Source organism: Streptomyces sp. NRRL S-1813 (assembly GCF_000719605.1).
Taxonomy (GTDB): domain Bacteria; phylum Actinomycetota; class Actinomycetes; order Streptomycetales; family Streptomycetaceae; genus Streptomyces; species Streptomyces decoyicus.
On record NZ_JOHB01000013.1, the window covers coordinates 43,868 to 70,132 of the forward strand.

Here is a 26,265-nt window from a genome sequence, read left to right on the forward strand (position 1 = left end):
CCCGTTCGCCCACCCTTTCCGCAGAACAGACAGCACGAGGTTTTGACATGACAGTCATCAAGCACGGCCTGCGCCGCCGCCAGATTCGCCGCATCGCCGTAGCCGGCATCGCTGCCGCGGCCGGTCTGCTGCTCGCCGCCTGCGGCAACAGCAACGACGACCGTGTGAGCGGCACGGAACACGGGGCCAAGCCGTCGACGACGGCCACCAAGGACGCCGGCGCCAACCCCGCTCCGGGTGCCTTCAACGACGCGGACGTCATGTTCGCGCAGATGATGATCCCCCACCACCAGCAGGCCGTGGAGATGTCCGAGCTCGCCGACGGCCGGGCCGAGGACGCGGAGATCAAGTCTCTCGCCGCGGCGATCGAGAAGGCCCAGGACCCCGAGATCCAGAAGATGACGTCCTGGCTCAAGGGCTGGGGCAAGCCGGTGTCGGGCGGTTCTGCGACCGGCATGGACCACAGCATGCCCGGCATGGATCACGGTTCCGCCTCCAAGGACGGCTCGGGCATGTCCGGAATGATGTCCGGCAAGGACATGAAGAACCTGATGGCCGCCAAGGGCAGGGACTTCGACAGGAAGTTCGCGCAGATGATGATCGGCCACCACAACGGCGCGATCGAGATGGCGAACGACGAGCAGAAGAAGGGCAAGAACGCCACGGCGAAGAAGCTCGCCGGCGATGTCGTCACGAATCAGTCCGCCGAAGTCGGGAAGCTGAACAAGATCCTCGACCGGCTCTGATCCAGTCTGCTCAGCAAGCGGTCGCTGTGGCCCCTCCCCGGGGCCGCAGCGGCCGACTGACACAGTGGTCAAGCGGTCCTCAGGCGGCAGGGCTCAGGCCGTGAATCCCAGCGCCAAGGCGCCGATCACCGGCGCCGCGTACAGCAGCGGGAACGGAATGTGTGCGTACCAGCGCGCCCGGACGACGGCGACGACCGCACCGGCGAAATACAGCACCAGGCCGATCCCGGCCACGACACCGACCATCGGCAGGAACAGACCGGCCAGCAGGCCCACGGCCCCCGCTGCCTTGGCCGTACCGAGCCAGGGCAACCAGGAGCGGGGGATGCCGTAGTCAGCCATCGGCTGCACGACCCACTTGGCGCGGAAGAAGACGGAAGCGGCCGAGAAGCCCGCCATGACAGCGGCCAGGAGGGTGACGACGACGTAGGCGGTAGACATCAGAAATGCTCCCATCGGGCGGACACCGGGGCGGACCTGCTCCGACCGGGTCTCATGAGTTCCTCACTGCCCTGACGCGCCGCGACGCAGGAATGTGACAGCTGACGGACATCAATCTGTGCGCGCAGTAGATGGCGTGCAGCAGGCGCCGTGGGGTCGGCGCCGCCGCACGGACGAGTGCTTCTGGTACGAGCGCGGACGCCCATGGGCCCGCGCGCGCCCCGCCGTCGGCCCGGACGCCGCCGTGGCGCTGGGCTCCCGGCCAGACCTACGACCTCACGCCCTGGGGCCGGTTTGCGGATGTGCGTGGCGCCACCCTTGCCGAAGCAGGCGGCCCACTGCTTGATCGAGCCTGGCCCGGCCGTCCCCGGAATGCCACCAGAAAGACCAATTGACGTCAATCGTCAGCTCGATGAACTCGTCGTACTCACGCCCGTCGGGATACACCGTGCCGCAGGACTTGTCCACCCTCAACTGGAACGGATACCACACGCCGGTCTCCGGCGCGGTCACCCAAAAATGGCCGTCTGCACGCTCAAGAGGAACCCGAACGCGACGCAGCTTGTTGTCGTGGCTGGTCATGCCGAGCGTCATGGGTCTGATGAGGCCCTCGCACAGCTCGGCCAGCGCTCGGACAGCACGATGCGCGGTTATTCGCTCCAGAGCGAGCGGATCCCGGTCGGGCACGGAATTCCATGGGAACCCGCACTCCAGCACCACCGTCTGGCTGTCTTGGAAGATGTAGTGCTCGGTCGGCTCTGGCTGCTCCGACCGCCTTGTGTCTCGCATAGACGTCAATTATGCGACGGAGAGCAAGGACGGGGGGCCTCGTACCCGGGTACTGAGACAGCAGGCCTGTCACCGCTGAGCTTCCCGCGGCAACGCGTCGCGCAGCCGGTCTCGGCCGGCCTCCTCACTGTGAGGCGACCGCTCTGGCCACGGAGCCACGCCAAGTGCCGCGTGCGGGAAAACCGACCGCGACCCGTCAGCGCCCCCGGCGGTCGTTGAGCCGGGCGGCCTGGCGCGTCAGGTGGTCCCGCTCGGCGAGGTTGGGTGCCTTTCGGGCCGCCTCGGCGTACAGCCGTGCCGCCGTCGCCAGGTCGCCGTCGCGCTCGTGGAGGTAGGCGGCCACCGCGGTGTGGCGGGGCAGTGAGTCGTCCAGCGCCGCGAGCGCCGCCAGACCCGCGCGCGGTCCGTCGGCCTCGCCGACGGCCACGGCGCGGTTGAGCCGGACGACCGGGCTGTCGGTCAGGCGCGCGAGCTCGTCGTACCACTCGACGATCTGCACCCAGTCGGTCTCCTCGGCGGTGGGCGCGTCGGCGTGGAGTGCCGCGATCGCGGCCTGGGCCTGGAACTCGCCCAGCCGGTCGCGGACGAGGGCCGCCTGGAGGATCTCGACGCCCTCGGCGATCGACTTCGTGTCCCACCGGCCGCGGTCCTGCTCGGCGAGCGGTACCAGGCTGCCGTCGGGCGCGGTCCGGGCGGCGCGCCGGGCGTGGTGGAGCAGCATGAGGGCGAGCAGCCCCGCCACCTCGGGGTGGTCGATCGCGGCCGCGAGCTGACGCGTGAGCCGAATCGCCTCGGCGGCGAGGTCGACGTCGCCGGAGTAGCCCTCGTTGAAGACCAGGTAGAGGACGCGCAGCACGGTGGCGACGTCGCCGGGCTGGTCGAACTTTCCCCGGGTTCCCGGCTTCTCCCCCAGCCTTCGGCCGGGAGGTGCCCCCAGAGCGGGGGATACCCCAACGTCGGAGACGGTGCGCTTGGCCCGGCTGATGCGCTGCGCCATGGTCGCCTCGGGCACCAGGTAGGCCTGGGCGATCTGCCGCGTGGTCAGCCCGCCGACGGCGCGCAGCGTGAGTGCGACCGCGGACGACGGCGTCAGCGACGGGTGGGCGCACAGGAAGTAGAGCTGGAGCGTGTCGTCCACGGCGGGTGCGGGGCCGGGCGTCGGCTCCTCGTCGACGAGATCCTCACGCCGGCGGCGGGCGGCGTCCGCCCGCGTCGCGTCGAGGAACCGGCGCCAGGCCACGGTGACCAGCCAGCCCTTCGGGTCCCGCGGCTGGTCGGCCGGCCAGACACGGACCGCCTCGACCAGCGCGTCCTGCACAGCGTCCTCGGCCGCCGCGAAGTCGGCTCCGCGGCGGACGAGGATGGCGAGCACGCCCGGTATGAGGCTCCGGAGCAGGGCCTCGTCCATCGGAGAGCTCATTCCGTGATGGTGGGCGGCGCGGCCAGGAACGGGCGCACCTCGAGCCACTCGTGGATCGGCTTCCCGCCCGCCCCGGGGGCCGCCGACAGCTCTCCGGCCAGCACGACGGCGCGCTCGTAGCTGTCGACGTCGATCACCATCCAGCCGGCGATGAGGTCCTTGGTCTCGGCGAACGGGCCGTCGGTGACCGGCGGGCGACCTTCGCCGTCATACCGGACCCACTTCCCCTCAGGGGCGAGCGCCTGACCGTCGACGAACTCGCCGGTCCCCTCCAGCCGGGTCGCGAAGTCCTGCATGTACTGCATGTGGGCCGAGATTTCCTCCGGCGTCCACTGGTCCATGGGCACGTCGTTGACCGCCGCCGGGGCGCCGCGGTAGTGCTTGAGCAGCAGGTACTTGGCCATGGTGGTTCTCCTCTGTGCTGGTGCGACCCATTGTGGTCGCGTTCACTACGGGGACGGAGCCAGATGCGGGTTCTCGACATCGCCGTCCGTATTTTTTGAGTTTCCGTGGATGAGGGTGGGTGAGCCGCCTCAACGCCATCCGGTGTCACGTTATGTGACGAGTACGTGACTGGTCGCGCCCTTCCGGGGGCAGCAGCGACCCGGCAGCTGAATCAGGAAGAGGCTTCGTGTGCGTCGCGGGTCCGTGTGGTCCTGGTGTGGCGTGAGGTGCTCGGACCGATGAGCTGTTCGGCGCGGAGGGCATGCGCGCAGTCCGCGGTGACCCGGCAGATCCCCGCCCTGGAGCGGACAGCCCCCGCGGCACGCGTGACACTGCCCACCTCGGCCACTGTGACGATAGCCCTGAGCTGTGTGACGTCCCAGGGCCTTCCTTCCACTGCCCTCCGACGCGCGCAGGGGCAGATTGCGCAGTGCTATGTCGTCACCGCTGTCATGAGCATTCATGATGGCAGTCCCGCTGTGGGACCCGCACGCTCCTGGAGGTCACCCCATGACCGAGCCCCCCGAAGAACTGCCGCTCTCCGGCATCACCGTCGTCAGCGTCGAGCAGGCGGTGGCGGCCCCCTTCGCCACCCGCCAACTGGCCGATCTCGGCGCGCGTGTCATCAAGGTGGAACGTCCGGGCGGGGGCGACTTCGCCCGCCGGTACGACACCACGGTGCACGGCGAGTCCAGCTACTTCGTGTGGCTCAACCGGTCGAAGGAGTCCGTGACGCTCGACCTGAAGTCGGACCGCGGACGGAAGGTCCTGGAGCAACTTCTGAGCGGGGCCGATGTATTCGTACAGAACCTGGCCCCGGGCGCGGCCGCCAGGATGGGCCTGGACGCCGAGGCGCTCGCGGAGCGCTTCCCGTCGCTGATCCCGTGCTCCATCTCGGGTTATGGGTCCAGCGGGCCGTGGGCCGGCCGCAAGGCCTACGACCTGCTGGTGCAGTGCCAGACCGGACTGGTCTCGCTGACGGGGAACGAACACGGCTCGGCACGGGCGGGTGTGTCGGTCGCCGACATCGCGGCCGGTATGTACGCCTACTCGGGGATCCTCACCGCGCTGTTCACGCGGGCGACCACCGGCGTGGCCCGCGCTGTGGAAGTCTCGCTGTTCGAGGCGCTGGCCGAGTGGATGAATCAGCCCGCCTACTACACCCGTTACGGCGGCACCCAGCCCCCGCGTATCGGCACCCAGCACGCGACCATCGCGCCGTACGGCGCCTACACCGCGGCCGACGGCAAGGACGTGCTGTTCTCCATCCAGAACGAGCGCGAATGGGTGGCCCTGTGCGAGCAGTTCCTGGGCCTGCCCGGGCTCGTCGAAGACCCGCGCTTCGCCACCGGCTCCGACCGTGTCGCCCACCGCGAGGAACTCAACGCGATCGTGACCGGGCGGTTCGGCGAGTGCGACAGCGGTGAAGCAATGAAATTGCTGGACGATGCAGGCATCGCCAATGCCGGGGTCAACGACATCGACGAGTTCCTGGCCCACCCCGTGCTCAGCGCCCGGAACCGCTGGCGCGACGTACGGATTCCCGGGGGAGCGGTCGTGTCCGCCCTGCTGCCGCCGACCGACCTGGCCGGCACCGTCCCGCGCATGGACGCCGTTCCCGCAGCGGGGGAGCACACCGGGGACATCCTGGCCGAGCTCGGCTACAGCACGGCCGACATCGACCGCATGACGGCCGACCACGTCATCTGACCTGCCGTCCCGGGACAGAGCGGCAGCGGCAACGCCCACCAGACCTCCCCGCCCCTTCCCCAAGGAGCGTCACCACATGAGCACCCTCGACATCCTGTCCGAGGACGAGCAGCTCGTCGTCGGGACGGTGCACGACTTCGTCAACCAGGAGGTGAAGCCCGTCGTCCGAGAGCTGGAGCACGCCAACACCTACCCCGAGGCCCTGATCGAGCAGATGAAGCAGCTCGGCATCTTCGGCCTCGCCATCCCCGAGGAGTACGGCGGCACTCCGGTCTCCGTCCCCTGTTATGTCCTGATCACCGAGGAACTCGCCCGCGGCTGGATGAGCCTGGCCGGCGCGATGGGCGGCCATACCGTGGTCGCCAAGCTGCTGCTGCACTTCGGCACCGAGCAGCAGAAACGGCGCTACCTGCCCCGGATGGCCACTGGCGAGACCCGGGCGACCATGGCCCTGACCGAACCGGGCGGCGGCTCGGACCTTCAGGCCATCCGCACCGTTGCCCGTAAGGACGGTGGGGGCATCGGGGGAACTGGGGGCGTCCGGGATATCCGGGGTACCTCCGGCGCGAGCGAAGCCGAGCGTGGCGGGGGATATGTGGTCAACGGGTCGAAGACTTGGATCACCAACTCCCGGCGGTCCGGGCTGATCGCCCTGCTGTGCAAGACCGACCCGGAGGCCGAGCCCGCCCACAAGGGCATCTCGATCCTGCTCGTTGAGCATGGACCCGGTTTGACGGTCTCCCGCGACCTGCCCAAGCTCGGCTACAAGGGCGTGGAGAGCTGCGAGCTGTCGTTCGACGGCTACCGGGCGCCGGCCGACGCCGTACTCGGTGGGGTCGAGGGCAAGGGCTTCGCACAAATGATGAAGGGCCTGGAGACCGGACGGCTCCAAGTCGCCGCCCGCGCACTGGGCGTCGGCCGGGCCGCCTTCGAGGACGCCCTCGCCTATGCCCAGGAACGCGAGTCCTTCGGCGAGCCGATCTGGAAACACCAGTCGATCGGCAACTACCTCGCCGACATGGCCACCTCGCTGACCGCCGCCCGTCAGCTCACCCTCTACGCCGCCCGGGAGGCCGAAGCCGGGCGTCGTGTGGACATGGAGGCCGGCATGGCCAAGCTCTTCGCCTCCGAGACCGCCATGAACATTGCCCTCAACGCCGTCCGCATCCACGGTGGTTACGGCTACTCCACCGAATTCGACGTCGAGCGCTACTTCCGCGACGCTCCCCTGATGATCGTCGGCGAAGGGACCAACGAAATCCAGCGCAATATCATCGCGAGCCAGCTCGTCAAGCGCGGAGGCCTCGACGCCTGAACAGCGTTGCTGCTTGAAGGCCGGCTACGACCTGGGACCTGGTGATCCACCCGTGACAGCAGTTGCGGAACAGGACAGGGACTGCTTGACGGCCGTACATCCCTAGTTCCCTGACGATGAGGTGTAGTCGCAGGCGACGAACCGAACATTCGCGACAAGGCTGCCCTGCTGTGCGCCGCCCTTGTTACTGGCGCTCGATGCGATGGCCTTCCGAGGCCTTCCGAGCCGAGCCGCGCCACCGGTCAGCGCCTGCGTCCCGCACCTCAGCTCTGGCGCGGGGGCGGCTGCGGCGGACGGTGCGCCTCCGGAAGCGGCACGGGCGTGACGGCGTCCTCGCCCTGCTGCTCCGCCCGCATCCTCCGACCGGTCTCCGTCTCCCCGAGCTGCGGACCCGTGGGGATGTCCGGGCTGTCGAAGCTCGGGCTGGTGAACTCCGGTGCGGAGAAGCCCGGGACGGCATCCTCGTCCGCAGCGTGACCGGCGGGTACCTGCTGGTCCGGGGCGGCGGATGATGATTCCCCGCCCGCACCGTCCGTGTTGCCCGCACCGGCTGTACCGCTCGCGCCGCTCGTACCGGCCGCACCAGCCGTATCGCCCGCACCGCCCGCGGTGTCGGCCTTGTCGGCCGTGTCGTGTCCGCCTCCCTGCTCGGCGGACGAGGAGGAGGGAAGGGAACCGGGCGAGCTGAAGTCCGGGGAGGTGTATCCGGGGTGAGGCAGCCCCATGCCCTCCCTGTCCCCTTCGTCCAGCTTCTCGTCCACGGGGTCGACGACGAAGGGCGTAGGGCCAGTCTCGCCATCATCAGCCTGACGGGATGCGCTGTCCTTCATGGGGGGCTCCCTCCTGCGGAGCGGTGGACGCCGCACGGGTGCTCCGGGCGCGCACCGCAGTCTCTGGTGCCGTTGCCCTGCGTGTGTCCCGGCTACCGCCGACCATGCCTCGCCCGGTGCACGGTGCGTCGGATGCCGGGAGCCACGCACCGACGCCCGGGGCGCCGCCCCACCGGTCCATCAGGGGAATCAGGCGGCGTGATGCGACTCCAGGAGGTCGATGGCGGGCCCCGGTGGCGGAAGACCATCCACGCATTCCCTCCCACGGTCACCTGCCGGCTTCCTGGCCGAAGGGGGAGCGGGCCGACGGGGCGAAGGCTGTGGGATTCGCGGCTGGTTCTTGGGGCACGCTCTTCAGCCACGTACACAACCGACGAGGCATGACGAGGTGAGCTTCATGACCACCATCGAGGCCGCGCGGACACTCACCGTGCCACCGGCGCTCCATGTCGACCTGGGGAGCTGCCCCGAGACTGCCGGGCGCGCGCGGCATCTTGCCAGCGAGTTTCTGTGGGGACTGGAGCCGGTCGTGCAGCAAGAGGCCATTGATGCCGTGCTCCTGGTCGTCTCGGAACTCGTCACCAATGCGGTGCGTCACGCGGGCGGACCGTCCTGCTCCCTGCATCTGTCGGCCTGCCCCGAGGCGATCGCCGTCGCCGTGAGCGACGCCAGCCACCTGCTGCCCCAGCCGCGCACTCCCGATGTCCTCGGTGAGGGAGGCGGGTTCGGCTGGTCGATGGTCTGCCAGTTGGCCGATGCGGTGGCCGTCACCGACGAAGCCGGCGGCAAGACGGTCAGCGCTCTGATCCCCCGGCACCGCAGCGACACCGGCAGCCGCTGGTAGCAGAGGCTGCGTGAGCACTGAACTCCACGCCGAACCGAACGTCGCTACCCCGCATCATGTTCCTCGCTCCCGCTGCGATGCTTCACAGTCGGCCAAGTGCTCACGGCAAGGAGGCGCGACAGTCTCGTCGATGAAGCAGGCGGGATCGTTCGCGGCGGCACACGATGTCACACGATGGCGCGCGGGACCCCTGCCGATGGTTGCCCGCAACAGTCGTTAGTCGTTGATATGCGCCGTACAGCACGACTACTTGGACGCCATGAAATAGTCGGCCGGATTAAGGGCGTTGAGTGCGATCCACCGCTGTGGTGTTACTGCGGTGGTCACTTCAGTACCGTCCGATGAGGCGCGGAAGAAGCCCTGGATATCGAGAGCAATTCGAGGATCGTCATCGACGCGTCGCGCCATTTCGTAGTAGACGGCCAGCACATGGATACATCGTGGAGCATCAGCTGAGCAGGAGCAGGAGCGGTCGCCGCCGACGAGTGTCGGTGCGGGCCGGTGGCCCGCGTCGGTGATCGCGTGATACAGCTCGTCGGTGAGGACGGGCCGAACACCGCACAATTGGCGGGAGATCCCGACTACCTTCTCCCGGGACATGGGCGCAACCTTGATGTTGGCCACTGAAGCGTTGCGACCGTGGTGTACGACGGCGCGCACGATCCGGCCGTCGATCGTGACCTGCACTCTCCCGTCGCGTGCGATTCTGCGGGCGCGCGGCAGCTGCGGATCGGGGCGGGTCTGACGCAACGGCTCGGCGAGCCGAACCCAGTCCTTCCCCCACATTGTGTAACCGAAATCATTGTCGGGCATTTGTCAGCTGTCTCGTTTCCGGCGCAGGATCGCAATGAGGCGGTCATCATCCAAGCGGGCCAATTCGGCGACACCGGACAGGTCAGCGATATCGGAGAGCGCGGATTTGCGCGAGTGCATGGCCGCGATGTGCTCCTCGACGGTGGTCCCCGTGGTCAGAGTGGTGACGGTGACGGTGCGGGTCTGACCGATCCGATGGACTCGATCGGAGGCCTGCGCCTCCACGGCCGGATTCCACCATCGGTCGAAGTGAATGACGTCGGCTGCGCGGGTGAGAGTGAGCCCGGTGCCCCCAGCTTTCAGGCTGAGCACCAGCACTTTCGGGCCGCTGCCGGCCTGGAAGCGGCGGACGATGTCGGCCCGTTGTTCCTGATTCAAGCCACCATGGAAGAACGGCACATACTCACCGAACTGTTCGCCGCAGTGTCGCACCAGCAGCTCACCCGTCTGCCGGTACTGGGTGAAAATGAGGGTTGGAGAGCCGATTTCGAGGTTGTTGGCCACAATGTCGGTGCAGAGATCGAGCTTTCCCGACCTTCCTGACAACTCATCGAGGTCACCGGTGATCAGGCCAGGGTGGTTGCAGACCTGTTTGAGCGCGGTGAGGGCTGCCAACACCTTGGTCTGGCGCTGTGCGCCGCTGCCGAAGCCGTCGTCGATCACCTGCTCCAGCAGCTGGTCGTACAACTGCTGCTGTTCCTCGGTGAGGTCGCAGACCAGGTCGGCGTGGATCTTGGGTGGGAGCGAGCCTGCGACCTGGGACTTCTTCCGCATCAACACGATCGGCTCGATTGCCCCGCGCAGTCGGGCAGCGGCGGCGAGGGAGCCGTCCGCGATCGGCCGGACAAAGCGACGACGGAACTGCGTCTTGTGCCCGAACAGTTGCGGTGCGACCAGATTGAGCAGCGCCCAAAGCTCCTCGAGATGATTCTCGATGGGCGTTCCGGTCAAGGCGATTCGGGCGTCGGCCGCAATAGTCCGCGCGGCCTTCGATACCTGCGTGCGGGGGTTCTTCAGCACCTGCGCCTCATCGAAAACCGCAGTCACCCAATGCTGCTCCATCATGAGCGGGCTGTGTAGGCGTAGCGTCGGGTAGCCGGTGAGCACCACCGTCCCGCTATCCACCGCTTTCAGCGGCCCGCCACGCCAGATTATCGTCCGCAGGTCAGGTGCGAACCGCGCGATTTCGTGTGCCCAGTTCCCGACCAGTGACGTGGGACACACCACCAGCTGTGCCCCCTCCTCGGCGCGCCCGGCGATATAACCGATGGCTTGCAGCGTCTTACCGAGCCCCATTTCGTCGGCCAGCACCGCGCCGCCATGTGCGTCGACGGTCTCGCGCAGCCAGCTCACACCGCGAACCTGATAGGGCCGCAGCTTGGCGGTCAGCGCTGTGCGGAGTTCGGTCGCCACAGCATTGGTGTGACGGAAGACGGCCACGGCATGCTCCGCCGACGTCACGGCGACACCGGTGGCATCGGGAACGGCATGTGCTGCGATCGGCAGGGCCGAATCGCCTCCCGCAATCCACGCCCGCCAGACATCCACCGACCGACCCGGCGAGTCGAGGGGCGCGCCGACGAGCTTGTCCGGCTCAATCAGCGCGCAGTCGACGTCAGATACCTCAAACCCGCCAAGGTCTGACGTCGGGACAACCAAGGGAACCGTCTCGACATCACCGACCGGCGGGGCAGCCCCCACGGTGCGGCCGGACCAGGTCCACAAGGCAAACATATGACGGTCGGGTAGGTACGTGGCTTGGCTGTCACGCAGGGTGCCAGGAATTTTTTGCCCGATTTCCATGGTGTCAGTGGCCGCCCACGTCATCGCCCTCATAAGCGGGTTGGCTATCGGCCCCGGAATGGGAGGTCGCCCCGGTCACGGAGTGGCTTCCTACCCGATCGTAGTCCGGCTCCCGCACCCGTCCCGTGGGCTTTCCGACAGGACGCAAGGCAATCACCAGCACAGCTGCTCCGAAGAGTGCGACGAGCATGATCCAGGCGGCGCCGACGTGCAGAGCATGAAGGAATGCATCATCGGCAGCGTGCGCAAGAGCGGGTCGGTGGAGCGTGGTGGCGACATGCCGGGCCTGTTCGGCGGATACCCGCGCCCGGTCCTGCGCAGGCCCGGGTATATCGCTCAGCGAGGATTCGATCGTGCCCCGATAAACGATCGACATGATCGTGCCGCCAACCGCGATCCCGATCACGCTGCCGGTCTGTCGCACGGTGTTGGTGACGGCCGCCCCGGCGCCGGCCCGCTCCAACGGCAGGGAGCTGATCAATGCTGCCGTCACCGGGCCGATCACCATGCCGATGGAGAGGCCCTGGACCAACAACAGGATCTCGATCCAGAGGAGTGGGGTGTGCAGTCCGAGGAGCCCGTAGGCGCCCATGGTCAGCGCCGCCACGGTGAGCGCTGGTGCGGTGACAGGGCGTAGCGACCAACGGCGAACCAGACGCGCGCCGAGGGGCGCCCCCAGGATCGCACCGAGCGCGGTCGGGAGACTGGCCAGGCCCGCCTCGACCGGCGAAAAGCCGCGTGCTCCCTGCATGTAGAACGCGTGATAGAAGGTGACGGCGGCTATCGCGAAGAGGAGCAATCCGAGCGCCGCGTTGCCGCCGGCGAATGTACGTTGCACGAGCAGACGGGGATCAAAGCTGGGCACCTTGATGCGCAGTTCGACGAGTACGAAAGCGGCCAGCATGACCAGCCCGACCGCGATCGGCGCCCAGACATCGGTACGACTCCAGGCGGCCACCTGCCCCGCACGGATCAGCCCGTAGGCCAACGCCGCGAGCCCGCTGATCGACAGCAACATCCCGGCCGGGTCCAGCAGCCGCGGGATGGGGCTACGGAAATTCGGGACCAGCATGGCGATCCCGACCAACGCCAGCGCCACGACCGGGACATTGACCAGAAAGACCGAGCCCCACCAGAAATGGTCGAGAAGCAACCCTGCCAACACCGGGCCTACAGCCATTCCGGCACCGGCGGATGTCGAGGAAATGGCGATCGCGGTTGCCCGCGCGGGGCCGGTGAAGGTCCACATAAGGATGGCCAAGTTGGCGGGCATGATCAGCGCGCTGCCCACTCCCATCGCGGCTCGAGCGGCAATCAGTTGGCCTGCGTCGCTTGCGTACGCCGCCCACACCGAGGACCCGGCGAAGACCACCAATCCAGTTGCGAGCACAGTCCGGTGACCGAAGCGATCGCCCAGTGCGCCTGCGGTGAACATCAAGGTGGCGAAGGCCAGGGTGTACGAGCCGGTGGCCCATTGAAGCTCGGCCGGGCCGGCATCCAGTCCACGGACCGGGTCTGCGAGGGTCTCCAAGGTGGTACTCAGAACGGTGTTGTCCAGCCAGATCAGCAGCGAGCACAACATGAGAACGGCAAGGATTAACTGCTGCCTGAACTTCGGCAACGTCGGGGACGTGGTCATGAATACCTTCGGGTGCGATCGGTGAAAACCTGATGCGATGGGACCATAGGCAATCGTCACGCCTCTGTCAATTCTGATTACCCATGAACTGACTGGCGGATTTGGCGAGTCGCCGAGGGCATATCCTCACACCCGTGTCAATTCTGAGTGCCCGTGAACTAACTGCTGGTTTTAGCGGTCTCCGGGGGCATATCGTCACGCCCCTGTCAATTGCTGAGCTTGTTGTTTAACCTCGCATGTCATCAGCCCTTAGGGCAGGGTTGTTGCGAATTCATTGGTCCTTTGGCTGGTGCAGGCCTGGCCAGGTCAGGCGAGGTCGGGGAGGCCCAGCAGCCGACTGAAGGGCTCGTAGGGCATCTCTCCGAGGGCGGCCGCGACGTTCGTATGGCCCCGCCGCTCGCGACAAGTTGATCGCGATGCTGCGGAGTGTGGCCATGTCGTCCCCGCCGTGTCCGGTGTGGACCTTGGGGGTGTCCTCGGCGAAGGTGGTGTCGCGGACGAAGTGGAGTCGGCGAAAGCGCTGAATGCGGGCCCTCCTTCGTCAGGCAGCCAGGCAGCCAGGAAGCCGGGGAGCCAGGGAGCCGGGGAGCCGGGGAGGCAAGCGAGCCAAGAGAGGCGCTGGGCATTCCAGGTGATTCCTGTCAGACATGACGTGCGCGGAACCGCAACCGGGGGATAGCGGTTCCGCGCACATCACGCGTGACAGATATCAGTCACAGATATCAACCACAGATGTAAGTCCCAGATGTCAGTCCTTGAAGGCGTCCTTGGCCTTCTCCTTGGCACCCCGCAGATCCCCCTTGGACTCCTTGGCCGAGCCTTCGGCTTCCATACGCTCATTTCCCACGGCTCGGCCCGCAGCCTTCTCTGCCTTTCCGGCGACCTGCTCGGTCTTGGCCTTGGCCTTTTCGTCGGCACTCATCATGAGGTCCTTTCGTAGGTGGTCTGACCGCTCTCGTGCCCCGGTGAAATCCTGGGAAACAACAGGACGTTCAGGGGGCGGTCCGGGGCGCAGCCGGCGGGAGGCTTTCTCTGCTGACCAGGTCCCCCGGGCCGTCGTACCCGTGCTTGTATCCGTTGTGCGGCGGATGAATCCTGTCAGTTCTGATCGACGGGGGAAGCGCGACGGCGCGCTCTCGGGTGGTCGGTCGATGAGCATCGGGCGTGACGATAGTTGAAGAGAATTCCCGCTTCGGGGTTCCCCGCCCTCGAGGCGACCTTGCGGGACGGCTAGGGCTAGAAGCCCAGTACCGGGTAGTGGTCCGAGTAGCGGGTGTAGGTTGTGTCGTCGAGTTCCCAGGGCGGCGACGAGACGACCTGGCCCGTGTTGCGCCAGGCGGTAGGCCGCGCGTGCCTGTTGTCGTACAGGACATAGTCGAGCCATTCCCGCGGAGAGTCGGGGTACCTCTCCCTCGTCAGGGCGTTGGTCGCGGGATCGCTCGTGTACGGATGGCCCTCATAGCATGGTGCCGCGGCACCGAGGCTTCTGAGAAGTCCGGCGTACTCACGGCCGTAGCGGTCGATGTTCATATCCCCGGCGAAGATGACCGGCTCGCCTGCGGGAATCTTGAGGCCATCGACGAAATGGCGCATCTCCTTGAGCTGGGACGTGCGTGTCCGGGCCGCCTCACCGTCGTCGCACCCGTCATCGTTTGCCTGTAGATGGGTACCGAGCACATGCACGGGCGCGCCGTTCACATTGAGCCGGGCGTAGGCGAATCCCTTCTCGGACAAAGAGTCCGCGCCGCAGGCGTCGTCATATATGTACTGGATCTGGCGCGTAATGGGCCACCGGCTGGCGATGGCGACGCCACCGTCCTCATACGGCAGGGACGAGTAGTCGCCGAGGGTCTGATGCCAGCCATCCGTCGACCGGCCCACCACAGGAGTTCTGTAGGGGTAGCCTTTCAGACGCGCCATCAGGATGTCGGAGGCACTGTTGTCGAAGAGCTCTTGGAATACGACAACGTCATTGCCGGCGACATACGGGGCCGAGCCGATGAGCGCACCTCGCTCATCCTGGGCCCAGCCATCAGTGATGAAGGAAGGCAACAACATGGTGTTCGTGGTGAGCGCCTTGAGTTGAGGAACGCTCCCTGTGGCTTCGCTTCCCGGTGCGACAGCACGTGCCGGGACGGATGTGACGCCGGCCAGGACGGCCGAGACCACGAGCAGGGCGGTGACACGGAGTTTCATGCGAGTCCCCTCGAGGTGACAGGTGCACAGGTATGCACTCCAGACACACTGGACCCCTGGTCAGGACGCGTCATGAGCAAGCTTCACTCAAAGTGCAACATTGAGGGATGTGGCGCACCTCAGGGGCCGGTTGACGCCCTTGAGGGGCGGCCTGCCATCCACGATGCTATCGCTATACGGATGTTGATTTCCATATTGCGGATTCGGCTTGGTGTGGGTCGCCGCATCAGGCAGGTATGTGAGGGCTGGGATGCATATGACTGGGATGCATATGGCCGGGGTGCTGGTCCCGATCGCCGCGTCCACGGACCGATTGGTACAGACCGTCAAAGCGCTCAACGACACGGAGGTCGGCGGAGAGACGCTGGTGCCGCCATGGACACGTGGCCATGTGATCACTCATGTGGCACGCGCGGCCGACAGTCTCTGTCGGCTGCTGACCTGGGCCCGGACCGGTGTGGAGACGCCGCAGTACGCCAGCATGGACGCACGGGCCGCGGAGATCGAGTCCGGTGCCCGGCGCCCGGTCCACGAGTTGGTGGCCGATGTCGTGGCGAGCGCCGAGCGCTTCGATGACGCCGTGCGCTCCTTGCCGGACGCGGCGTGGAGCTTTGAAGTCCGCATGCGCACAGGTGAACTGCGTATGCCGGATGCCCTGGCGTCCACCCGCCTGCGCGAACTCGAAGTCCATCACGCGGACTTGGCGGTCGGCTATGGATTCGCCGATGTGCCGCCGCCGACCGCCCGCTTGATCATCGACGACCTCGTCGACGCACAGCGCCGGCGCGAAGGCATCCCGCCTCTGCGCATCGAAGCGACGGACACCGGCCTGACCCATGAACTGGGCACTGGAGGGCCGACCATCAGGGGCACCCAGGCCGACCTCCTCGGCTGTGAAGGGTGCTGCCGAGATCACTCACGAATTCGGCGATGTCGATCTGGATGTCGATGTGCTGATCACTATCACTCACGAGATCGGTGACGAACCGGAGTCCGAGGCGGTTCCCCGTTTCTTCGGAAGCTGAGCTGGGGCGCTGCTCTGTTCCATCCGGGGCTTCGCCCTCCACGACCCCACGACCACCACTTGCCGACCACCAACGTCCGCCCCGTCAGCCGGGCGGTAGGTTCCATACGTACAAGTCGGGTGTCCGCGAGGTCTACGCAGAACCGGCTCCTTCCGACGCTCCTCGAGCATCGTGTTCCGCACGGCCGACGCCGCTCCGGGACTCACCTTCCGCGTCGTTGCGCAAGACAACTGGCTCCCGTCGACCCACCAGCCGTGGTCGGGGGAGGGGCGTACGTGCCAGAACCGCGATCCCGCTCAGCACGGCCGGCAGCGTCGCCACGACGAAGCAGCACCAGAGCGGCAGCAGATCCACCGTGAGCCCGGTGAGGGCGGTGCCTCCCGACGCCCCGGCGTTGAAGGCGCTGTTCACCCACGTACCGGCCCGGGTGCGGCTGCTGGTGTCAGCGCATTCGTCAGCGACGAGATACGCGGTGGTCAGCGCGGGCGCCACACACGCCCCGGCGGCGCACACCACGAGCGCGAGCACCCACAGGTTCGGCGAAATGCCGGCGACGGACAGGACGAGCCCGAGTGCCAGCGCGAGGAGCGGCAGCCGGATGCGGCCCGGCACCCGCCACGCACGTGCCCCGTATGCCAGCCCCCCGACTGCGCTGCCGACTGCCAGTGCGGCCTCGAGCCACGCGACAGCGGCCAACGCCTTCTGCCGTTCGGAGAAGGCGACGAGCAGCAGGCTGAGAGCCCCCAGGCACATGCCGACGCCGGCCGTCACCACGACGGCCTCCAGCAGGGCGTTGCCGCGCAAGCCCCTCCACCACCCCCGGGACACACCCGTAGGCCGAGCCCCGGCGGCGACGCCCGGGTCAGGGGCGCACATGGCAGGCGACCCCACCATGACCAGCGTCCCGCTCAACAGCAGACCGGCGCTGACTCCCACGCCGATCGCCGGGTGGCCGACGGCGATGAACACTCCTGCCGCCAGCGGGCCGCTGACATAGAGGAGTTCTTCAGCGACCGTGTCCAGCGAGAAGGCCCGCCGGCGCAGCGCAGGGTCCGGCAGGAGCGTGCTCCACGCCGCCCGCATGACGGGCCCGAGCGGCGGCGCGCAGGCTCCCGCCGCACCCGTGAGGAGCATCAGCAGCCACCTCGGGACGCCGGCCGCCCAGGTTGCGGCAGTGAGGGCTGCCAGCAGAAGCGTGTACACCGCGGCCATGGTGGGGAGGACTCGCCGTGGTCCGCGGCGGTCGATCAGCCGGGCCCGGAGGGGCGCCAGGAAGGCGGTACTCGCTCCGAAGAGGGCGAGGGCGCCGCCCGCCCACGCATAGGACCCGGTGGCCTGGGTGAGGGCGACGGCGAGTGAGACGAAGACGATGCCGTAGGAGAAGCGGGCGACGAGCGCCGGGGCGAAGGTGCGCAGCACGTGTGGCTCACGCAGTACGGCGGCATAGCTGGGGGCATGGGACGAGGACGAGGCCATCGAAGGTTCTTCCCGTGAGAGAGCGCTTCATCGGGGCGCTGTAGTGAGTAGGCATGCCTATGACCGCGGCGGTGTAGGAGCTCCGCGGTCGTAGTCGGCCTAGGCACGGGGGAAGAACATGTCTTCACTCTGGCAGTCCCGCATGCTCCCGTCCAGAGGACGGCTTCTGCTGCTCAGGGGAAAGGACCGCAGTGCGGTGTCAGGTCGGCGGGTAGCACGCCGATGTGCACCGGCTCGACGTCCCTTGCGCTGGTGGTGCTGTTTCCGGGGGCCACCCGGGTTGACCTCAGTCATGGTTGTGGAGCGAGACTCGCAGTCGATATCGAGGGATAGTCGCTCCCCTTTGTGGTGCAGCGGCCTGAGCCATCCGATGCCATCCGAGAGCCTGGCCTCAGCCGCATCAGTCCATGGCGGCGCCCCGTCACCGATGAAGGTGACGGGGCGCCGGTAACCAGCCTCAGGCGCGTGTGCGGGTCAGCTGATGTTGAGGTCGATGACCTGGTAGAAGGCGTTGCCGGTGTCGGCGACTTCCCACACCGACAGGAGCACGTGGTACCCGTGGCGGTCACCGGGCAGTGTGATGCTGTGGACGGTCGGGTTCTCCGGGAGGAGGTCTTCGGCGTTCCAGTACGGCTGGCCGCTGTTCTGGTAAGTGGCGATCGGCTCCAGGTCGAACTGTGTCCGCGTCAGGCGCGCTCCCGGGTCCCAGCCACTCTTGGTGAGGAAGTAGTTCCAGCGGCGTGTCTTGTGCTCCGCGTGGTAGTGCCAGGTGATGTCCAGCGCCTTGCCGGCGGACACCGGGTGCTTGCGCCAGTCCTGCTGCGCGTCCGGCTCGTCGAGCTTGGCGGCGAAGTCCTTCCCGGCGCTGGCGATCCGGCCGTCCTGGGGCGGCTCGAAGTTGGGGACGTCGTCCGGCGCGTAGGGGTCCGTGAGGCCGGATTCCGTCGCGGGGAAGAACTTCCCGGCCTCCAGGCCGGCAGCCTGCCAGTCCGCGAGGTGGAGTTGGGCCCTGGACTCGGGCCTGGTCACGGTTCCGTGTCGCGCTTCTCGTTCCACAGCTCTCTCCTTAGCGACGAGCTCGGGCGCCACGTCGGCACCCTGTGTGCGCAGAGTAGCTAATTGATTACTGAATGCACTTACGCCACTGAGTCGGTTACACGACCTGGACCCATTCACCGGATAGGCGGTGGGTCCAAGGGGAATCTGCCGCAAGCGGGAGGCGTCGCCGTCGGCCGCGCGCCTCCTGCTGCCGTCGGCGTGTCGGCCCGTCGGCGCACCAGCCGCGGCGTTGTTGGAGGCCGAGCAGGGGGGCAAAAGGGGGCGGCCCGAGGGATGGCATACGGGCTGCCGTCTGTGCTCGCGTCGATGGCGGGCCGGCTTGATGCGCTGGGCGGGTGGCCAAGGAGGGGGGTGTATGGCGCGGCTGCTGACTGGTGGCGATCGGCGACTCCGTATCGGCGGGGGTGCCTCTGGACCGGGAAGGGGCGGCCGGCTGCGACCTGTGGCGGGCGTGCGCCGCGCACTCCATGGGCGGGTGAATGCGTCAAAGCGCGCTGTCCGCAGAGGTGATGGAGGTTGCCGGCTGGGCAGTACCGGTCCGGGGGTGTCCGCTCGGCGCCTTGTCCGACTGTGAGCGCCGTCGGGTTCGCCCCAGTTCGAAGGAGGTGCGACGTGGGGAACGGCAACTTGACCGGTCTGCTCAGGAATCCCACCACAGTCGTGCAGCCCCCAACGACAGCAAGGAGCTGGAGATGGCCGACCTCTCGACACACGACCCCTCGGCACACGACCCCTCGGCACAGGATGTCGGCGATTGGTACGACCGCTTCGGGGACCTGTACGCACTCACCATGGGCGACAGCATGCACCTGGGGATGTGGGCCGATGGCATGCGTGAAGCCATCGGAGGGCTGACGGCCGACGCAATGTGGAAGGAGCTGACCCAGGCCCAGGACGCCTGGACGGACACCCTCATCGACGAGATCGGACTGCTCCCGGGGCAGCAGATGCTGGATATCGGCTGCGGCACCGGCCGACCCACCGTGCGGATCGCTGAACGGTCGGGCGGCAGGGTGCTCGGCGTCACCATCAGCGGCGCGCAGACGCAGGCGGGGCGCGTCCGCGCGCTGCGGGCCGGCCTGTCCGAACGCGTCACCTTTGCGCGGGCGGATGCCATGGACCTGCCCCAGCCGTCCGAATCGTTCGACGCGGTATGGGCGATCGAGTCGTTCGCCCACTTCTCCGACCGGCCCGCTGCGATCCGTGAGGTGTGGCGCGTGCTGCGGCCCGGGGGTCGGTTCGTCCTGGCGGACTGCTACGAGGCTGTGCCTTTCACGCAGGAGGAGCTCGGCCTGTTCCGGGCCGCGTTCGCCCTCTCCCGGCTCCCCGTCGAGGCCGCGCGCTACTCCGACATGCTCGAGGAGGCCGACTTCATCATCCGCAACTCCCGTGATATGTCCATCGAATTCAAACCCACCTACGACCTGATCCCGAGCCTGTTCGCCGCCAGGCGCAACCAGATCGCAGAGCTGGTGGGAAGCGAAGCGATGGCCCAGCTCGACGTGATCTATCCACGCATCCTGACCCTGTGCCGGGACAAGATGGGGTACGTGATGGTGAGCGGGGAGAAGCGCCGGTAGGGCCCGGGGGGTGGGGAATTCCCGACCTCGGGCGGGGCCGGATCGGGCCAACGACAACCGCGCTCATGCCGGTAATGACGGATGCAGGCCCGGATCGGCGACCGGCCTGCTCCCGGGGTCATTCCTCCGGCTCGGCTGCCACGATGGCCAGCAATCCGGGAAACCGCCGCTCGAGGTCAGCCCGGCGCAGGCTCGCCATTCGGCTGTTGCCTCGGGAGACCTGCCTGACCAGCCCGGCTTCGCGCAGAGTCCGGAAGTGGTGCGTGACCGTCGCTTTGGAGACCGGTAGCGCGAAGGAACTGCACGTGCGGGCCGTGCCGTCGGGCTCGGCCGCCAGTGCACGCACCACCCGGCGGCGCAGGGGGTCCGCCAGCGCGGCGAGCACCGAGCCGAGCTCGATCTCCTCGACGGCCGGATGGCCTTCGTCGTCGGGCATCAGAGCACCTCCATCCTAGGTATGGCTTGCATCGTACCTTTGGACTCGCTAGCGTCGTGAAGGTACGAGACTCATCGTACCCATCGAAGAGAGAACTCCCATGACTCAGCCGCTCACCCTCGTCGGCACCGCTCACCCCAAGCCCGAACGCGCCGCAGAGCTGAAACAGCTCCTGCTCTCGTTCGTCGAGCCCACCCGGCAGGAGCCCGGCTGCCTGGAGTACCACTTCCACGAGGACCGCGATGAACCCGGTGTCTTCGTCTTCTACGAGGCATGGCGCTCCCAGGCCGACCTCGACGCCCACCTGGCCCTCCCGCACATGCAGGCCTTCTGGGAGCAGCGCATGGACTACCTGAAATCCGACCTCGACATCACCTTCCTCACCATGCACAGCCCGTACGAGCCTGCCGCCCGCACCTGACCGCTGACTCTGACAACTCTGTGGCACCGTGCCGGCCGTGAACATCTCAGCCGGCACGGCCCTGCCGCGGGAAGCGGAAGAGGCCCGGCTGGACGGGACAGGCAAGGTTCCGCGAGCCGAGCCGAGCCGAGCCGAGCCGAGCCGTGAGGAAAGGAGCCTTCCGGCATCCGGCCAGGGCGTGCTCGATCCGTCACGAGCGGAGCCGGATGCGCAGGGCTGCTTGGGTGATGAGTCCCAGGTCGGGCAGAGTGGCGGTGGGGGACGAACCGTGGGGGACGAACAGCCGTCAGCAACGACGGCCTTGGCAAGGTACTGGCACTGGCACTGGCACCGGTTCCGCTTCGGCTGTTGTCTCACGCCGGGACAGGGCGACGAGGAAGGTCAACGCGATCCCCGCTGCCACCACGAACAGCGTGGTGCTGATCCCGTGTGCCGTCTCGTCCTGCAACTGCTCTCCGGTCAGATCACCAAGGCCGGCTGTCGCCACAAGCACCAGGATGGCGAGGCCCACAGCGGCACCCATCCCCGCGCCGGTAGAGGCGATCCCTGAGGCGATGCCCTGCTCACGGTCGGACACACCGGTTCCGGCGGCGATGAACATGCTGGTGAACACGATCCCGTCACCGATACTCAGCGCGACGAGCCCCGGGATCAGCGAGGTGTACGAACCGTCCGGGGAGATCGCCAAACCGAGCAGGACGGCGCCCACCGCACCGATGGCGAGAGCGCCGAGCAGTGTGCGCTTGAGACCACATCGCGTCACCATCTGGCCGGCTGTTGTCGACCCTGCGACGACAATCGCTGTCGGGATCAGGAAGCCGGCGCCGGTTTCCAAGGCGTTGTAGCCGAGAACCTCTTGGAAGTAGACCGAGAGGAAGTACAGCACGGAGCCGAATGTCGCCATGAACATGAACGCGATGACGAGGCTCGTGATGAGGCTGCGGTTGGCGAGCAGCCGCGGCGGTACGAGCGGGTCGCTGCTGTTCCGCTCGATGAGCACGAAAACTCCCAACAGCAGGAGCCCCGCCGCCGCGCTGAAGAGGATGCCGGGCGAGAGCCAACCCAGTCCCGGCCCCTGAACCAGTGCAACCACGATCAACGTGACCCCGAGGGTGACGCTGAGCGCACCGGGCAGGTCGAACTTACGCCCTCGGTCGCGCTGTCGGTCCTTGGGGATCAGCACGAACGCGAGGAGCAGGGCAGGTCCTGCCAAAGCGACATTGACCAGGAACACCGCTTCCCAGCCGAAGGCACGAGTCAGCAGTCCCCCGAGGAGCACGCCGATCACCAGCCCGGCCGCCCCGGCGCCGCCCCAGATTCCCAGTGCGCGGTTACGTACCCGGCCTTCGACGAACGTGACGTTGATGAGCGCCAGCGTGGTGGGGAAGACCAGCGCGCCACCGAGGCCTTGAACCGCGCGAGCAGCAAGAAGCATCCCCGGCCCGGTCGCCAGTCCGCCCGCAAACGCTGCTCCGGCGTAGAGGACAAGGCCGCTGGCCAGGACCCGGCGTGGCCCGATGAGGTCTGCGGCGCGTCCACCGAACAGCAGAAAACCCGCGGAGGCGACGGCGTAGGCACTGATCACCGACTGGAGTGTCTGCGCGGAGTAGCCCAGGTCGCGCGCGATGTCGGGCAGCGCCACTACGACGATGTACTGGTCGAGCGAGACGACCAGCATGGCGAACGACAGCAGCGCGAGTGTCGCTGTCTCACGATTCCAGCCGAAGCCGCGTTGCGGAGACGCTCCGACAGATGCCACAGCAGCACTCCCCGGCGGAGCCTAGCCAGTCTGTTACGGGCAGGAATGTATCACTATGCCCCTGAGGTCAGATGTGACGGCTCACCGGCTCGAAGGGGACGCTGCTCGTCAACGATGAGAACGCGATACGGCGTCCAGTCATCACGGCGCGCCACCCGGACGCGTGGCGATGCCGACGCCCGGCTGTGTTGTTGCACCTGTCGATGAGCAGCGCTTGTCGACGAGGCCCGGAGTCAACTGGTGACCATGCGGCTCGTGCATCTCGTGCATCTCGTGAACCCTGTGCATCTCGTGCATGTCAGGCAGAAATGACGGCATGCCGTCGGGGCGGCGAAGAAAAGGGAGGGCGGGAAGCAGCGGGGCGTTGGCAGGATGTCCGAGTTCAGCACCCGACGCGAAGGGCTCGACGACACCATGGCTCGTTCCATCACCTTGATCCGCTCCGCATCCCTGTCCGACATCGCCGAGTACGCCTACGCGGCGACGGCGCCCGCCGAGTCACGCCTGATATTCCTCGCCGGGGCGTGTCCGCTGAACGATGACGGCTCCACGGCAGCGATCGGGGACTACGCGGGGCAGGCCAGGAAAGCCGTCGAGAACATGCAGGCTGCTCTCGCTGCCTCCGGCGCGTCACTCCAGGACGTCATCAGCACGAGGGTGCTTGTGGCATCTTCTCGGCGGGAGGACCTGGTGACTGCCTGGCAGGTCGTCCGGGACTCGTTCGCTGACCATGACGTCCCCAGCACTTTGATGGGCGTCACCGTCCTCGGCTACGAGGATCAGCTCGTCGAGATCGAGGCCGTCGCCGCCGTGCTCGATTCTTGAGACCCACGGTCACGCAATGGCGGCCGAACGCCGCCGTGGGCGCCTTCACGGCGGAGGCCCGCCATTCATCGATCTCGTCGGTGCTGCGTTCGACCGTGCTGCGTTCTTTGTGGAACGTGGCGTCGTGACTGACCGGACGGCGCCGCGGGTGGGACTTCTACGGGGAGCCCGGCCCCGTCGACGCGCCCCCGCTGAGACACTCGACTTGTTCTGTCCGGCGGGCGGGCGGGCGGGCGGGCAGGGCGGTCCGGGGTCCGCTCAATGGCGATGCCATACGAGGGTGTAGCGCCAGAACAGCCGACGGCGCAGCCGTGCGCCGGGCAGGGCGTCCTCGGCCTCACTGACGATGTCGGGAAAGCTCATGTCCGCCGGACGGGTCAGGGCGGTCATCGAGGCCGGCCGGGGTGCCCTGCGGCCCTTGTTCTTGAGCCAGCCCGTGGCGGCATTGAGCGGGCTGGCGACGGTGCCGAGCAGATAGTCACCGGCAGTCTGCGCCCGGGAGAGGCCGACGACCACCAGGGTTCCTCCGGGGGCCAGGTGTCGGCGGAAGACGGTGAGAGCTTCGGTGAAGGGCAGATGGTGGATGGTGGCGACGCAGGTGATGACGTCGTAAGAACTGGCAGGAATCCCGGTCAGTGCGTCTGCGACCGTGAAGGTCACTGGGGTTGCCGCAGGAGTCAGCCTCTGTGCCCGGGAGACGATCGTCGGGTCGGAGTCGATTCCCCGGACCTCGTTTGCGCGTGTCGTTAAGAGCCGGGCCAGGTCGCCGCTGCCGGATCCGATATCCAGGGCACTGTCGAAGCGTTGGGGAAGCTGACGCAGTATCCACCGGTGGTAGTGGGCGTTGTGGTCCCAGGGGTGGGCGGCATTGAACTGCTCGAGTGCTCGAAGGACTCGGTGCGAGAGTGGCGTCATGCCGTCAGTTCACCAAGTCGCCGGTGCCTGCGTCACCTCGATCGAGGAAGCTGCCGCCGGTCGGCGGTGCGTGGGGTAGGCCGATGTCGGCGTGGACCGGCGGACTGTCGCCGCTGCGAGTGGTGGGCGGGGCTTCTCCACACTTGGGGTCAGCGGGCGAGCGAGCGGTTCTCGGGGTGGCGACCTCCCTGGATCTGCCGATTCTCCGGCTCGAATGCGTGGGAGGCGGCGAGGAAGTGATCGTCTCGACGACCTGCGCCGGCAGGATCGGCGATGTCTCCACGGCGGAAGGCGCGGACCAGGACGGAGACGTCAGCCGTGTGCACAGCCGCGCCTGCGAACACGCACACCGTGGTTGAGGAGATGCGGCACAGAATTGGCGAGCCGGCTGAGCATCGCTCTCAAGTCCCGTTGTGCGGGCCGAGGGCCGGTGGCGTCTGGTCATCCCCGGACGGGCCGATGATGCGGCCTGGCTCGCGGGGACGTGGTCCAGAGCCCAGCTGTGGCTTATCTGGTAGGCACCGTCGACGGTCTTGTCCTCCAGCCCCGTCAGGCCCCCGTCGTGGCAGGAAGAAGAGCTGAGCGTGTTCTCCGTGCTGACGCCGATGTCCTTCACACCTGGTCTTACGGTGCGCTTGAACCCCACAAGGTCATACGCCTCCTGGGAATGCTGGAAGGCGCGACCGGCCATGTCCTCGGGCGCGGCGCGGGGAAAGTCCGTCGACCCCCATGAGGCCCATACGAGCGGGACGATCAGAACGAGTACGACGAGCGCGGAGCAGCCGCATCCCAGGGTCTTGAGGACGGATGAGGAGGACCCGGACTCGTTCGGGACGGTGGGGGTGTTGGTTGGTGCGGTCTCCTCGGGCATACGGGGACGGTATGTCAGCGGGGGAGCGCGACGGATGGGCGCGGCTACCCGGCAAGGTGTGAGTATGTGTACCCACTTGATCTGCGCTCGTTGCCCGAAGGATGCCTACCTCTACGGCGCCTTCGAGAAGACCCCCACCGTGGGAACCCGTCTCGGCGCCCGCGATCACTGCTCGGGGCACTGCTGAAGCCACCAAAGGCATCCCCGAGGAGACTGCTGCCCTGGTCAGAGTGGCGCAGAAGCCACCAGGCCATCGCCCGCCGCTGCCACTACCGGCGGCGCGGCTCCTCGCCCCTCCTCGGGTGGATCGCGACGTCGCGCTGGAGTACTAGGAGTCACCTTCCAGCTCTCCGACGGTGCGCTTCAGCCAGGCACGATCGGCCTTGCTGGTGGCGTCGGCGAGTTGGAGCATGCCGCGGCGGAAACGGTCGGTCATGTCGCGGACGCGCAGCGGGCGGCCGTCCTCGTAGAAGTAGCTGCCGGGCTCGTCCATGAAGGCGAGGCGGCGGCGCAGGACGCGGGCCTGGTCGGCGGGGTCAGGCAGCTGGCCGAGGAAGGCGAGCAGGATGAAGAAGGAGTTGCGGTCGGTGATCTCGAGGTCGGCGGGCTCGCGCAGGCGGCGCGTGAGTTCGGCACGGCCGGATTCGGTAAGGGTGAGGACCTGGCGGGGTGTGGCGCGTTCGCCGGGTTCGGTGTGGCGGGTGAGGTGCCCGGCGCCTTCCAGGCGCTTGATGGCGGGGTAGAGAGCGCCGTCGCTCACGGGGCGCACATGGCCACTGAGGCCGGAGATGCGGGCGCGCAGGTCGTACGCGTGCAGGGGTTCCTCGTTGAGAAATCCGAGGATGCAGAGGGTGAGCACGGAGCCTCCGAATGCGTACTTCGCGGTCGTCGTGACTGTCCAAAGTAGT

The 26,265-nt window shown here is 67.5% G+C and carries 26 protein-coding genes; 10 read left to right on the forward strand and 16 right to left on the reverse strand.

The genetic code is table 11. From position 1 onward, the window contains the following. Positions 1–47 precede the first annotated feature (47 nt). Positions 48–746: a DUF305 domain-containing protein gene (locus IF67_RS0120215; RefSeq protein ID WP_030987583.1), complete on the forward strand. Its 699-nt coding sequence runs from the start codon at positions 48–50 to the stop codon at positions 744–746. 93 nt (positions 747–839) lie between these two features. On the opposite strand, the gene IF67_RS0120220 is transcribed toward IF67_RS0120215, so the two are convergent. The 4 genes from IF67_RS0120220 to IF67_RS0120235 all read right to left on the reverse strand — a co-directional run bounded on the left by IF67_RS0120220 (position 840) and on the right by IF67_RS0120235 (position 3,800). Next, a complete protein-coding gene (locus IF67_RS0120220; RefSeq protein ID WP_030987585.1) occupies positions 840–1,187 on the reverse strand; it encodes a DoxX family protein in 348 nt (115 codons plus the stop codon). A 276-nt stretch (positions 1,188–1,463) separates the two neighbouring features. Continuing rightward, the gene (locus tag IF67_RS0120225) at positions 1,464–1,976 is read right to left on the reverse strand and encodes a hypothetical protein (RefSeq protein WP_030987587.1); all 513 of its coding nucleotides are present in this window, start codon (positions 1,974–1,976) and stop codon (positions 1,464–1,466) included. 196 nt (positions 1,977–2,172) lie between these two features. Further along, positions 2,173–3,384 carry an RNA polymerase sigma factor gene (locus IF67_RS0120230; RefSeq protein ID WP_030987589.1) on the reverse strand — a complete coding sequence of 404 codons (1,212 nt, stop codon included), beginning with the start codon at positions 3,382–3,384 and terminating at the stop codon, positions 2,173–2,175. 8 nt (positions 3,385–3,392) lie between these two features. Further along, a complete protein-coding gene (locus tag IF67_RS0120235; protein ID WP_030987590.1) occupies positions 3,393–3,800 on the reverse strand; it encodes a YciI family protein in 408 nt (135 codons plus the stop codon). A 550-nt stretch (positions 3,801–4,350) separates the two neighbouring features. Between IF67_RS0120235 and IF67_RS0120240 the strand changes: the two genes are divergently transcribed. Next, positions 4,351–5,550, forward strand: a complete 1,200-nt coding sequence (locus IF67_RS0120240) for a CaiB/BaiF CoA transferase family protein (protein ID WP_030987592.1) — start codon at positions 4,351–4,353, stop codon at positions 5,548–5,550. 76 nt (positions 5,551–5,626) lie between these two features. Next, a complete protein-coding gene (locus tag IF67_RS0120245) occupies positions 5,627–6,865 on the forward strand; it encodes an acyl-CoA dehydrogenase family protein (RefSeq protein ID WP_030987594.1) in 1,239 nt (412 codons plus the stop codon). Positions 6,866–7,128: 263 nt separating this feature from the next. Here IF67_RS0120245 and IF67_RS0120250 read toward each other — a convergent pair whose 3' ends face one another. Next, positions 7,129–7,695, reverse strand: coding sequence for a hypothetical protein (locus IF67_RS0120250; protein ID WP_030987596.1), 567 nt, complete (start codon positions 7,693–7,695; stop codon positions 7,129–7,131). A 397-nt stretch (positions 7,696–8,092) separates the two neighbouring features. On the opposite strand from IF67_RS0120250, the gene IF67_RS0120255 reads away from it, so the two are divergent. Beyond that, entirely contained in the window at positions 8,093–8,539 is a 447-nt protein-coding gene (locus IF67_RS0120255; RefSeq protein ID WP_030987598.1) for an ATP-binding protein, read from the forward strand. Between the two features lie 246 nt (positions 8,540–8,785). On the opposite strand, the gene IF67_RS0120260 is transcribed toward IF67_RS0120255, so the two are convergent. The 5 genes from IF67_RS0120260 to sph form a co-directional block, all read right to left on the reverse strand. Beyond that, on the reverse strand, positions 8,786–9,352 hold the full coding sequence (locus tag IF67_RS0120260; RefSeq protein WP_030987600.1) for an SWIM zinc finger family protein: 567 nt from the start codon (positions 9,350–9,352) through the stop codon (positions 8,786–8,788). Positions 9,353–9,355: 3 nt separating this feature from the next. Continuing rightward, positions 9,356–11,155 (reverse strand): DEAD/DEAH box helicase, encoded by a 1,800-nt coding sequence (locus tag IF67_RS0120265; RefSeq protein ID WP_199812752.1) that lies wholly within the window; start codon positions 11,153–11,155, stop codon positions 9,356–9,358. Positions 11,156–11,159: 4 nt separating this feature from the next. Continuing rightward, positions 11,160–12,854, reverse strand: a complete 1,695-nt coding sequence (locus IF67_RS0120270) for an MFS transporter (protein WP_234341198.1) — start codon at positions 12,852–12,854, stop codon at positions 11,160–11,162. 688 nt (positions 12,855–13,542) lie between these two features. Beyond that, positions 13,543–13,716: a CsbD family protein gene (locus IF67_RS41690; protein WP_078889519.1), complete on the reverse strand. Its 174-nt coding sequence runs from the start codon at positions 13,714–13,716 to the stop codon at positions 13,543–13,545. A 314-nt stretch (positions 13,717–14,030) separates the two neighbouring features. Then, positions 14,031–14,990 carry a sphingomyelin phosphodiesterase gene (sph, locus tag IF67_RS0120280; RefSeq protein WP_030987607.1) on the reverse strand — a complete coding sequence of 320 codons (960 nt, stop codon included), beginning with the start codon at positions 14,988–14,990 and terminating at the stop codon, positions 14,031–14,033. Between the two features lie 271 nt (positions 14,991–15,261). Here sph and IF67_RS0120285 point away from each other — a divergent pair, with 271 nt between their 5' ends. Continuing rightward, positions 15,262–15,972 carry a maleylpyruvate isomerase family mycothiol-dependent enzyme gene (locus IF67_RS0120285; RefSeq protein ID WP_051818297.1) on the forward strand — a complete coding sequence of 237 codons (711 nt, stop codon included), beginning with the start codon at positions 15,262–15,264 and terminating at the stop codon, positions 15,970–15,972. A gap of 175 nt (positions 15,973–16,147) precedes the next feature. On the opposite strand, the gene IF67_RS0120290 is transcribed toward IF67_RS0120285, so the two are convergent. After that, positions 16,148–17,491, reverse strand: coding sequence for an MFS transporter (locus tag IF67_RS0120290; protein WP_063754367.1), 1,344 nt, complete (start codon positions 17,489–17,491; stop codon positions 16,148–16,150). Between the two features lie 474 nt (positions 17,492–17,965). Further along, the gene (locus IF67_RS0120295; RefSeq protein WP_051818300.1) at positions 17,966–18,520 is read right to left on the reverse strand and encodes a lytic polysaccharide monooxygenase auxiliary activity family 9 protein; all 555 of its coding nucleotides are present in this window, start codon (positions 18,518–18,520) and stop codon (positions 17,966–17,968) included. A 722-nt stretch (positions 18,521–19,242) separates the two neighbouring features. Between IF67_RS0120295 and IF67_RS40375 the strand changes: the two genes are divergently transcribed. Further along, positions 19,243–20,130, forward strand: coding sequence for an SAM-dependent methyltransferase (locus tag IF67_RS40375; protein WP_051818302.1), 888 nt, complete (start codon positions 19,243–19,245; stop codon positions 20,128–20,130). A 118-nt stretch (positions 20,131–20,248) separates the two neighbouring features. Here IF67_RS40375 and IF67_RS0120310 read toward each other — a convergent pair whose 3' ends face one another. Further along, a complete protein-coding gene (locus tag IF67_RS0120310) occupies positions 20,249–20,566 on the reverse strand; it encodes an ArsR/SmtB family transcription factor (RefSeq protein ID WP_030987615.1) in 318 nt (105 codons plus the stop codon). Between the two features lie 100 nt (positions 20,567–20,666). Between IF67_RS0120310 and IF67_RS0120315 the strand changes: the two genes are divergently transcribed. Next, the gene (locus IF67_RS0120315; protein ID WP_030987617.1) at positions 20,667–20,987 is read left to right on the forward strand and encodes a putative quinol monooxygenase; all 321 of its coding nucleotides are present in this window, start codon (positions 20,667–20,669) and stop codon (positions 20,985–20,987) included. A gap of 286 nt (positions 20,988–21,273) precedes the next feature. Here the strand turns inward: IF67_RS0120315 and IF67_RS0120320 are convergent, their stop codons facing one another. Then, positions 21,274–22,746, reverse strand: a complete 1,473-nt coding sequence (locus IF67_RS0120320; RefSeq protein ID WP_051818305.1) for an MFS transporter — start codon at positions 22,744–22,746, stop codon at positions 21,274–21,276. Positions 22,747–23,160: 414 nt separating this feature from the next. Between IF67_RS0120320 and IF67_RS0120325 the strand changes: the two genes are divergently transcribed. After that, entirely contained in the window at positions 23,161–23,571 is a 411-nt protein-coding gene (locus IF67_RS0120325; protein WP_030987621.1) for a RidA family protein, read from the forward strand. A gap of 258 nt (positions 23,572–23,829) precedes the next feature. Here the strand turns inward: IF67_RS0120325 and IF67_RS0120330 are convergent, their stop codons facing one another. Beyond that, positions 23,830–24,486: a class I SAM-dependent methyltransferase gene (locus IF67_RS0120330; protein ID WP_030987624.1), complete on the reverse strand. Its 657-nt coding sequence runs from the start codon at positions 24,484–24,486 to the stop codon at positions 23,830–23,832. A gap of 176 nt (positions 24,487–24,662) precedes the next feature. On the opposite strand from IF67_RS0120330, the gene IF67_RS0120335 reads away from it, so the two are divergent. Continuing rightward, positions 24,663–24,845: a hypothetical protein gene (locus tag IF67_RS0120335; RefSeq protein ID WP_030987626.1), complete on the forward strand. Its 183-nt coding sequence runs from the start codon at positions 24,663–24,665 to the stop codon at positions 24,843–24,845. Between the two features lie 576 nt (positions 24,846–25,421). Continuing rightward, positions 25,422–25,544, forward strand: a complete 123-nt coding sequence (locus IF67_RS45760) for a hypothetical protein (RefSeq protein ID WP_267959221.1) — start codon at positions 25,422–25,424, stop codon at positions 25,542–25,544. 141 nt (positions 25,545–25,685) lie between these two features. Here the strand turns inward: IF67_RS45760 and IF67_RS0120345 are convergent, their stop codons facing one another. Then, complete coding sequence (locus tag IF67_RS0120345) at positions 25,686–26,216, reverse strand: PadR family transcriptional regulator (protein WP_030987628.1); 531 nt, start codon at positions 26,214–26,216, stop codon at positions 25,686–25,688. Positions 26,217–26,265: the final 49 nt, after the last annotated feature.

Bases quoted from the DNA above. Each gene is read 5' to 3' on its own strand.
- IF67_RS0120230 (WP_030987589.1), bottom strand. From the start codon at position 3,384: ATGGACGAGGCCCTGCTCCGGAGCCTCATACCGGGCGTGCTCGCCATC.
- IF67_RS0120310 (WP_030987615.1), bottom strand. From the start codon at position 20,566: ATGCCCGACGACGAAGGCCATCCGGCCGTCGAGGAGATCGAGCTCGGC.
- IF67_RS0120235 (WP_030987590.1), bottom strand. From the start codon at position 3,800: ATGGCCAAGTACCTGCTGCTCAAGCACTACCGCGGCGCCCCGGCGGCG.
- IF67_RS0120250 (WP_030987596.1), bottom strand. From the start codon at position 7,695: ATGAAGGACAGCGCATCCCGTCAGGCTGATGATGGCGAGACTGGCCCT.
- IF67_RS0120215 (WP_030987583.1), top strand. From the start codon at position 48: ATGACAGTCATCAAGCACGGCCTGCGCCGCCGCCAGATTCGCCGCATC.
- IF67_RS0120325 (WP_030987621.1), top strand. From the start codon at position 23,161: ATGGCTCGTTCCATCACCTTGATCCGCTCCGCATCCCTGTCCGACATC.
- IF67_RS0120255 (WP_030987598.1), top strand. From the start codon at position 8,093: ATGACCACCATCGAGGCCGCGCGGACACTCACCGTGCCACCGGCGCTC.
- IF67_RS41690 (WP_078889519.1), bottom strand. From the start codon at position 13,716: ATGAGTGCCGACGAAAAGGCCAAGGCCAAGACCGAGCAGGTCGCCGGA.
- IF67_RS45760 (WP_267959221.1), top strand. From the start codon at position 25,422: ATGTGTACCCACTTGATCTGCGCTCGTTGCCCGAAGGATGCCTACCTC.
- IF67_RS0120245 (WP_030987594.1), top strand. From the start codon at position 5,627: ATGAGCACCCTCGACATCCTGTCCGAGGACGAGCAGCTCGTCGTCGGG.
- IF67_RS0120225 (WP_030987587.1), bottom strand. From the start codon at position 1,976: ATGCGAGACACAAGGCGGTCGGAGCAGCCAGAGCCGACCGAGCACTAC.
- sph (WP_030987607.1), bottom strand. From the start codon at position 14,990: ATGAAACTCCGTGTCACCGCCCTGCTCGTGGTCTCGGCCGTCCTGGCC.
- IF67_RS0120290 (WP_063754367.1), bottom strand. From the start codon at position 17,491: ATGGCCTCGTCCTCGTCCCATGCCCCCAGCTATGCCGCCGTACTGCGT.
- IF67_RS0120285 (WP_051818297.1), top strand. From the start codon at position 15,262: ATGGCCGGGGTGCTGGTCCCGATCGCCGCGTCCACGGACCGATTGGTA.
- IF67_RS0120240 (WP_030987592.1), top strand. From the start codon at position 4,351: ATGACCGAGCCCCCCGAAGAACTGCCGCTCTCCGGCATCACCGTCGTC.
- IF67_RS0120315 (WP_030987617.1), top strand. From the start codon at position 20,667: ATGACTCAGCCGCTCACCCTCGTCGGCACCGCTCACCCCAAGCCCGAA.
- IF67_RS0120260 (WP_030987600.1), bottom strand. From the start codon at position 9,352: ATGCCCGACAATGATTTCGGTTACACAATGTGGGGGAAGGACTGGGTT.
- IF67_RS40375 (WP_051818302.1), top strand. From the start codon at position 19,243: ATGGCCGACCTCTCGACACACGACCCCTCGGCACACGACCCCTCGGCA.
- IF67_RS0120330 (WP_030987624.1), bottom strand. From the start codon at position 24,486: ATGACGCCACTCTCGCACCGAGTCCTTCGAGCACTCGAGCAGTTCAAT.
- IF67_RS0120265 (WP_199812752.1), bottom strand. From the start codon at position 11,155: ATGGAAATCGGGCAAAAAATTCCTGGCACCCTGCGTGACAGCCAAGCC.
- IF67_RS0120220 (WP_030987585.1), bottom strand. From the start codon at position 1,187: ATGTCTACCGCCTACGTCGTCGTCACCCTCCTGGCCGCTGTCATGGCG.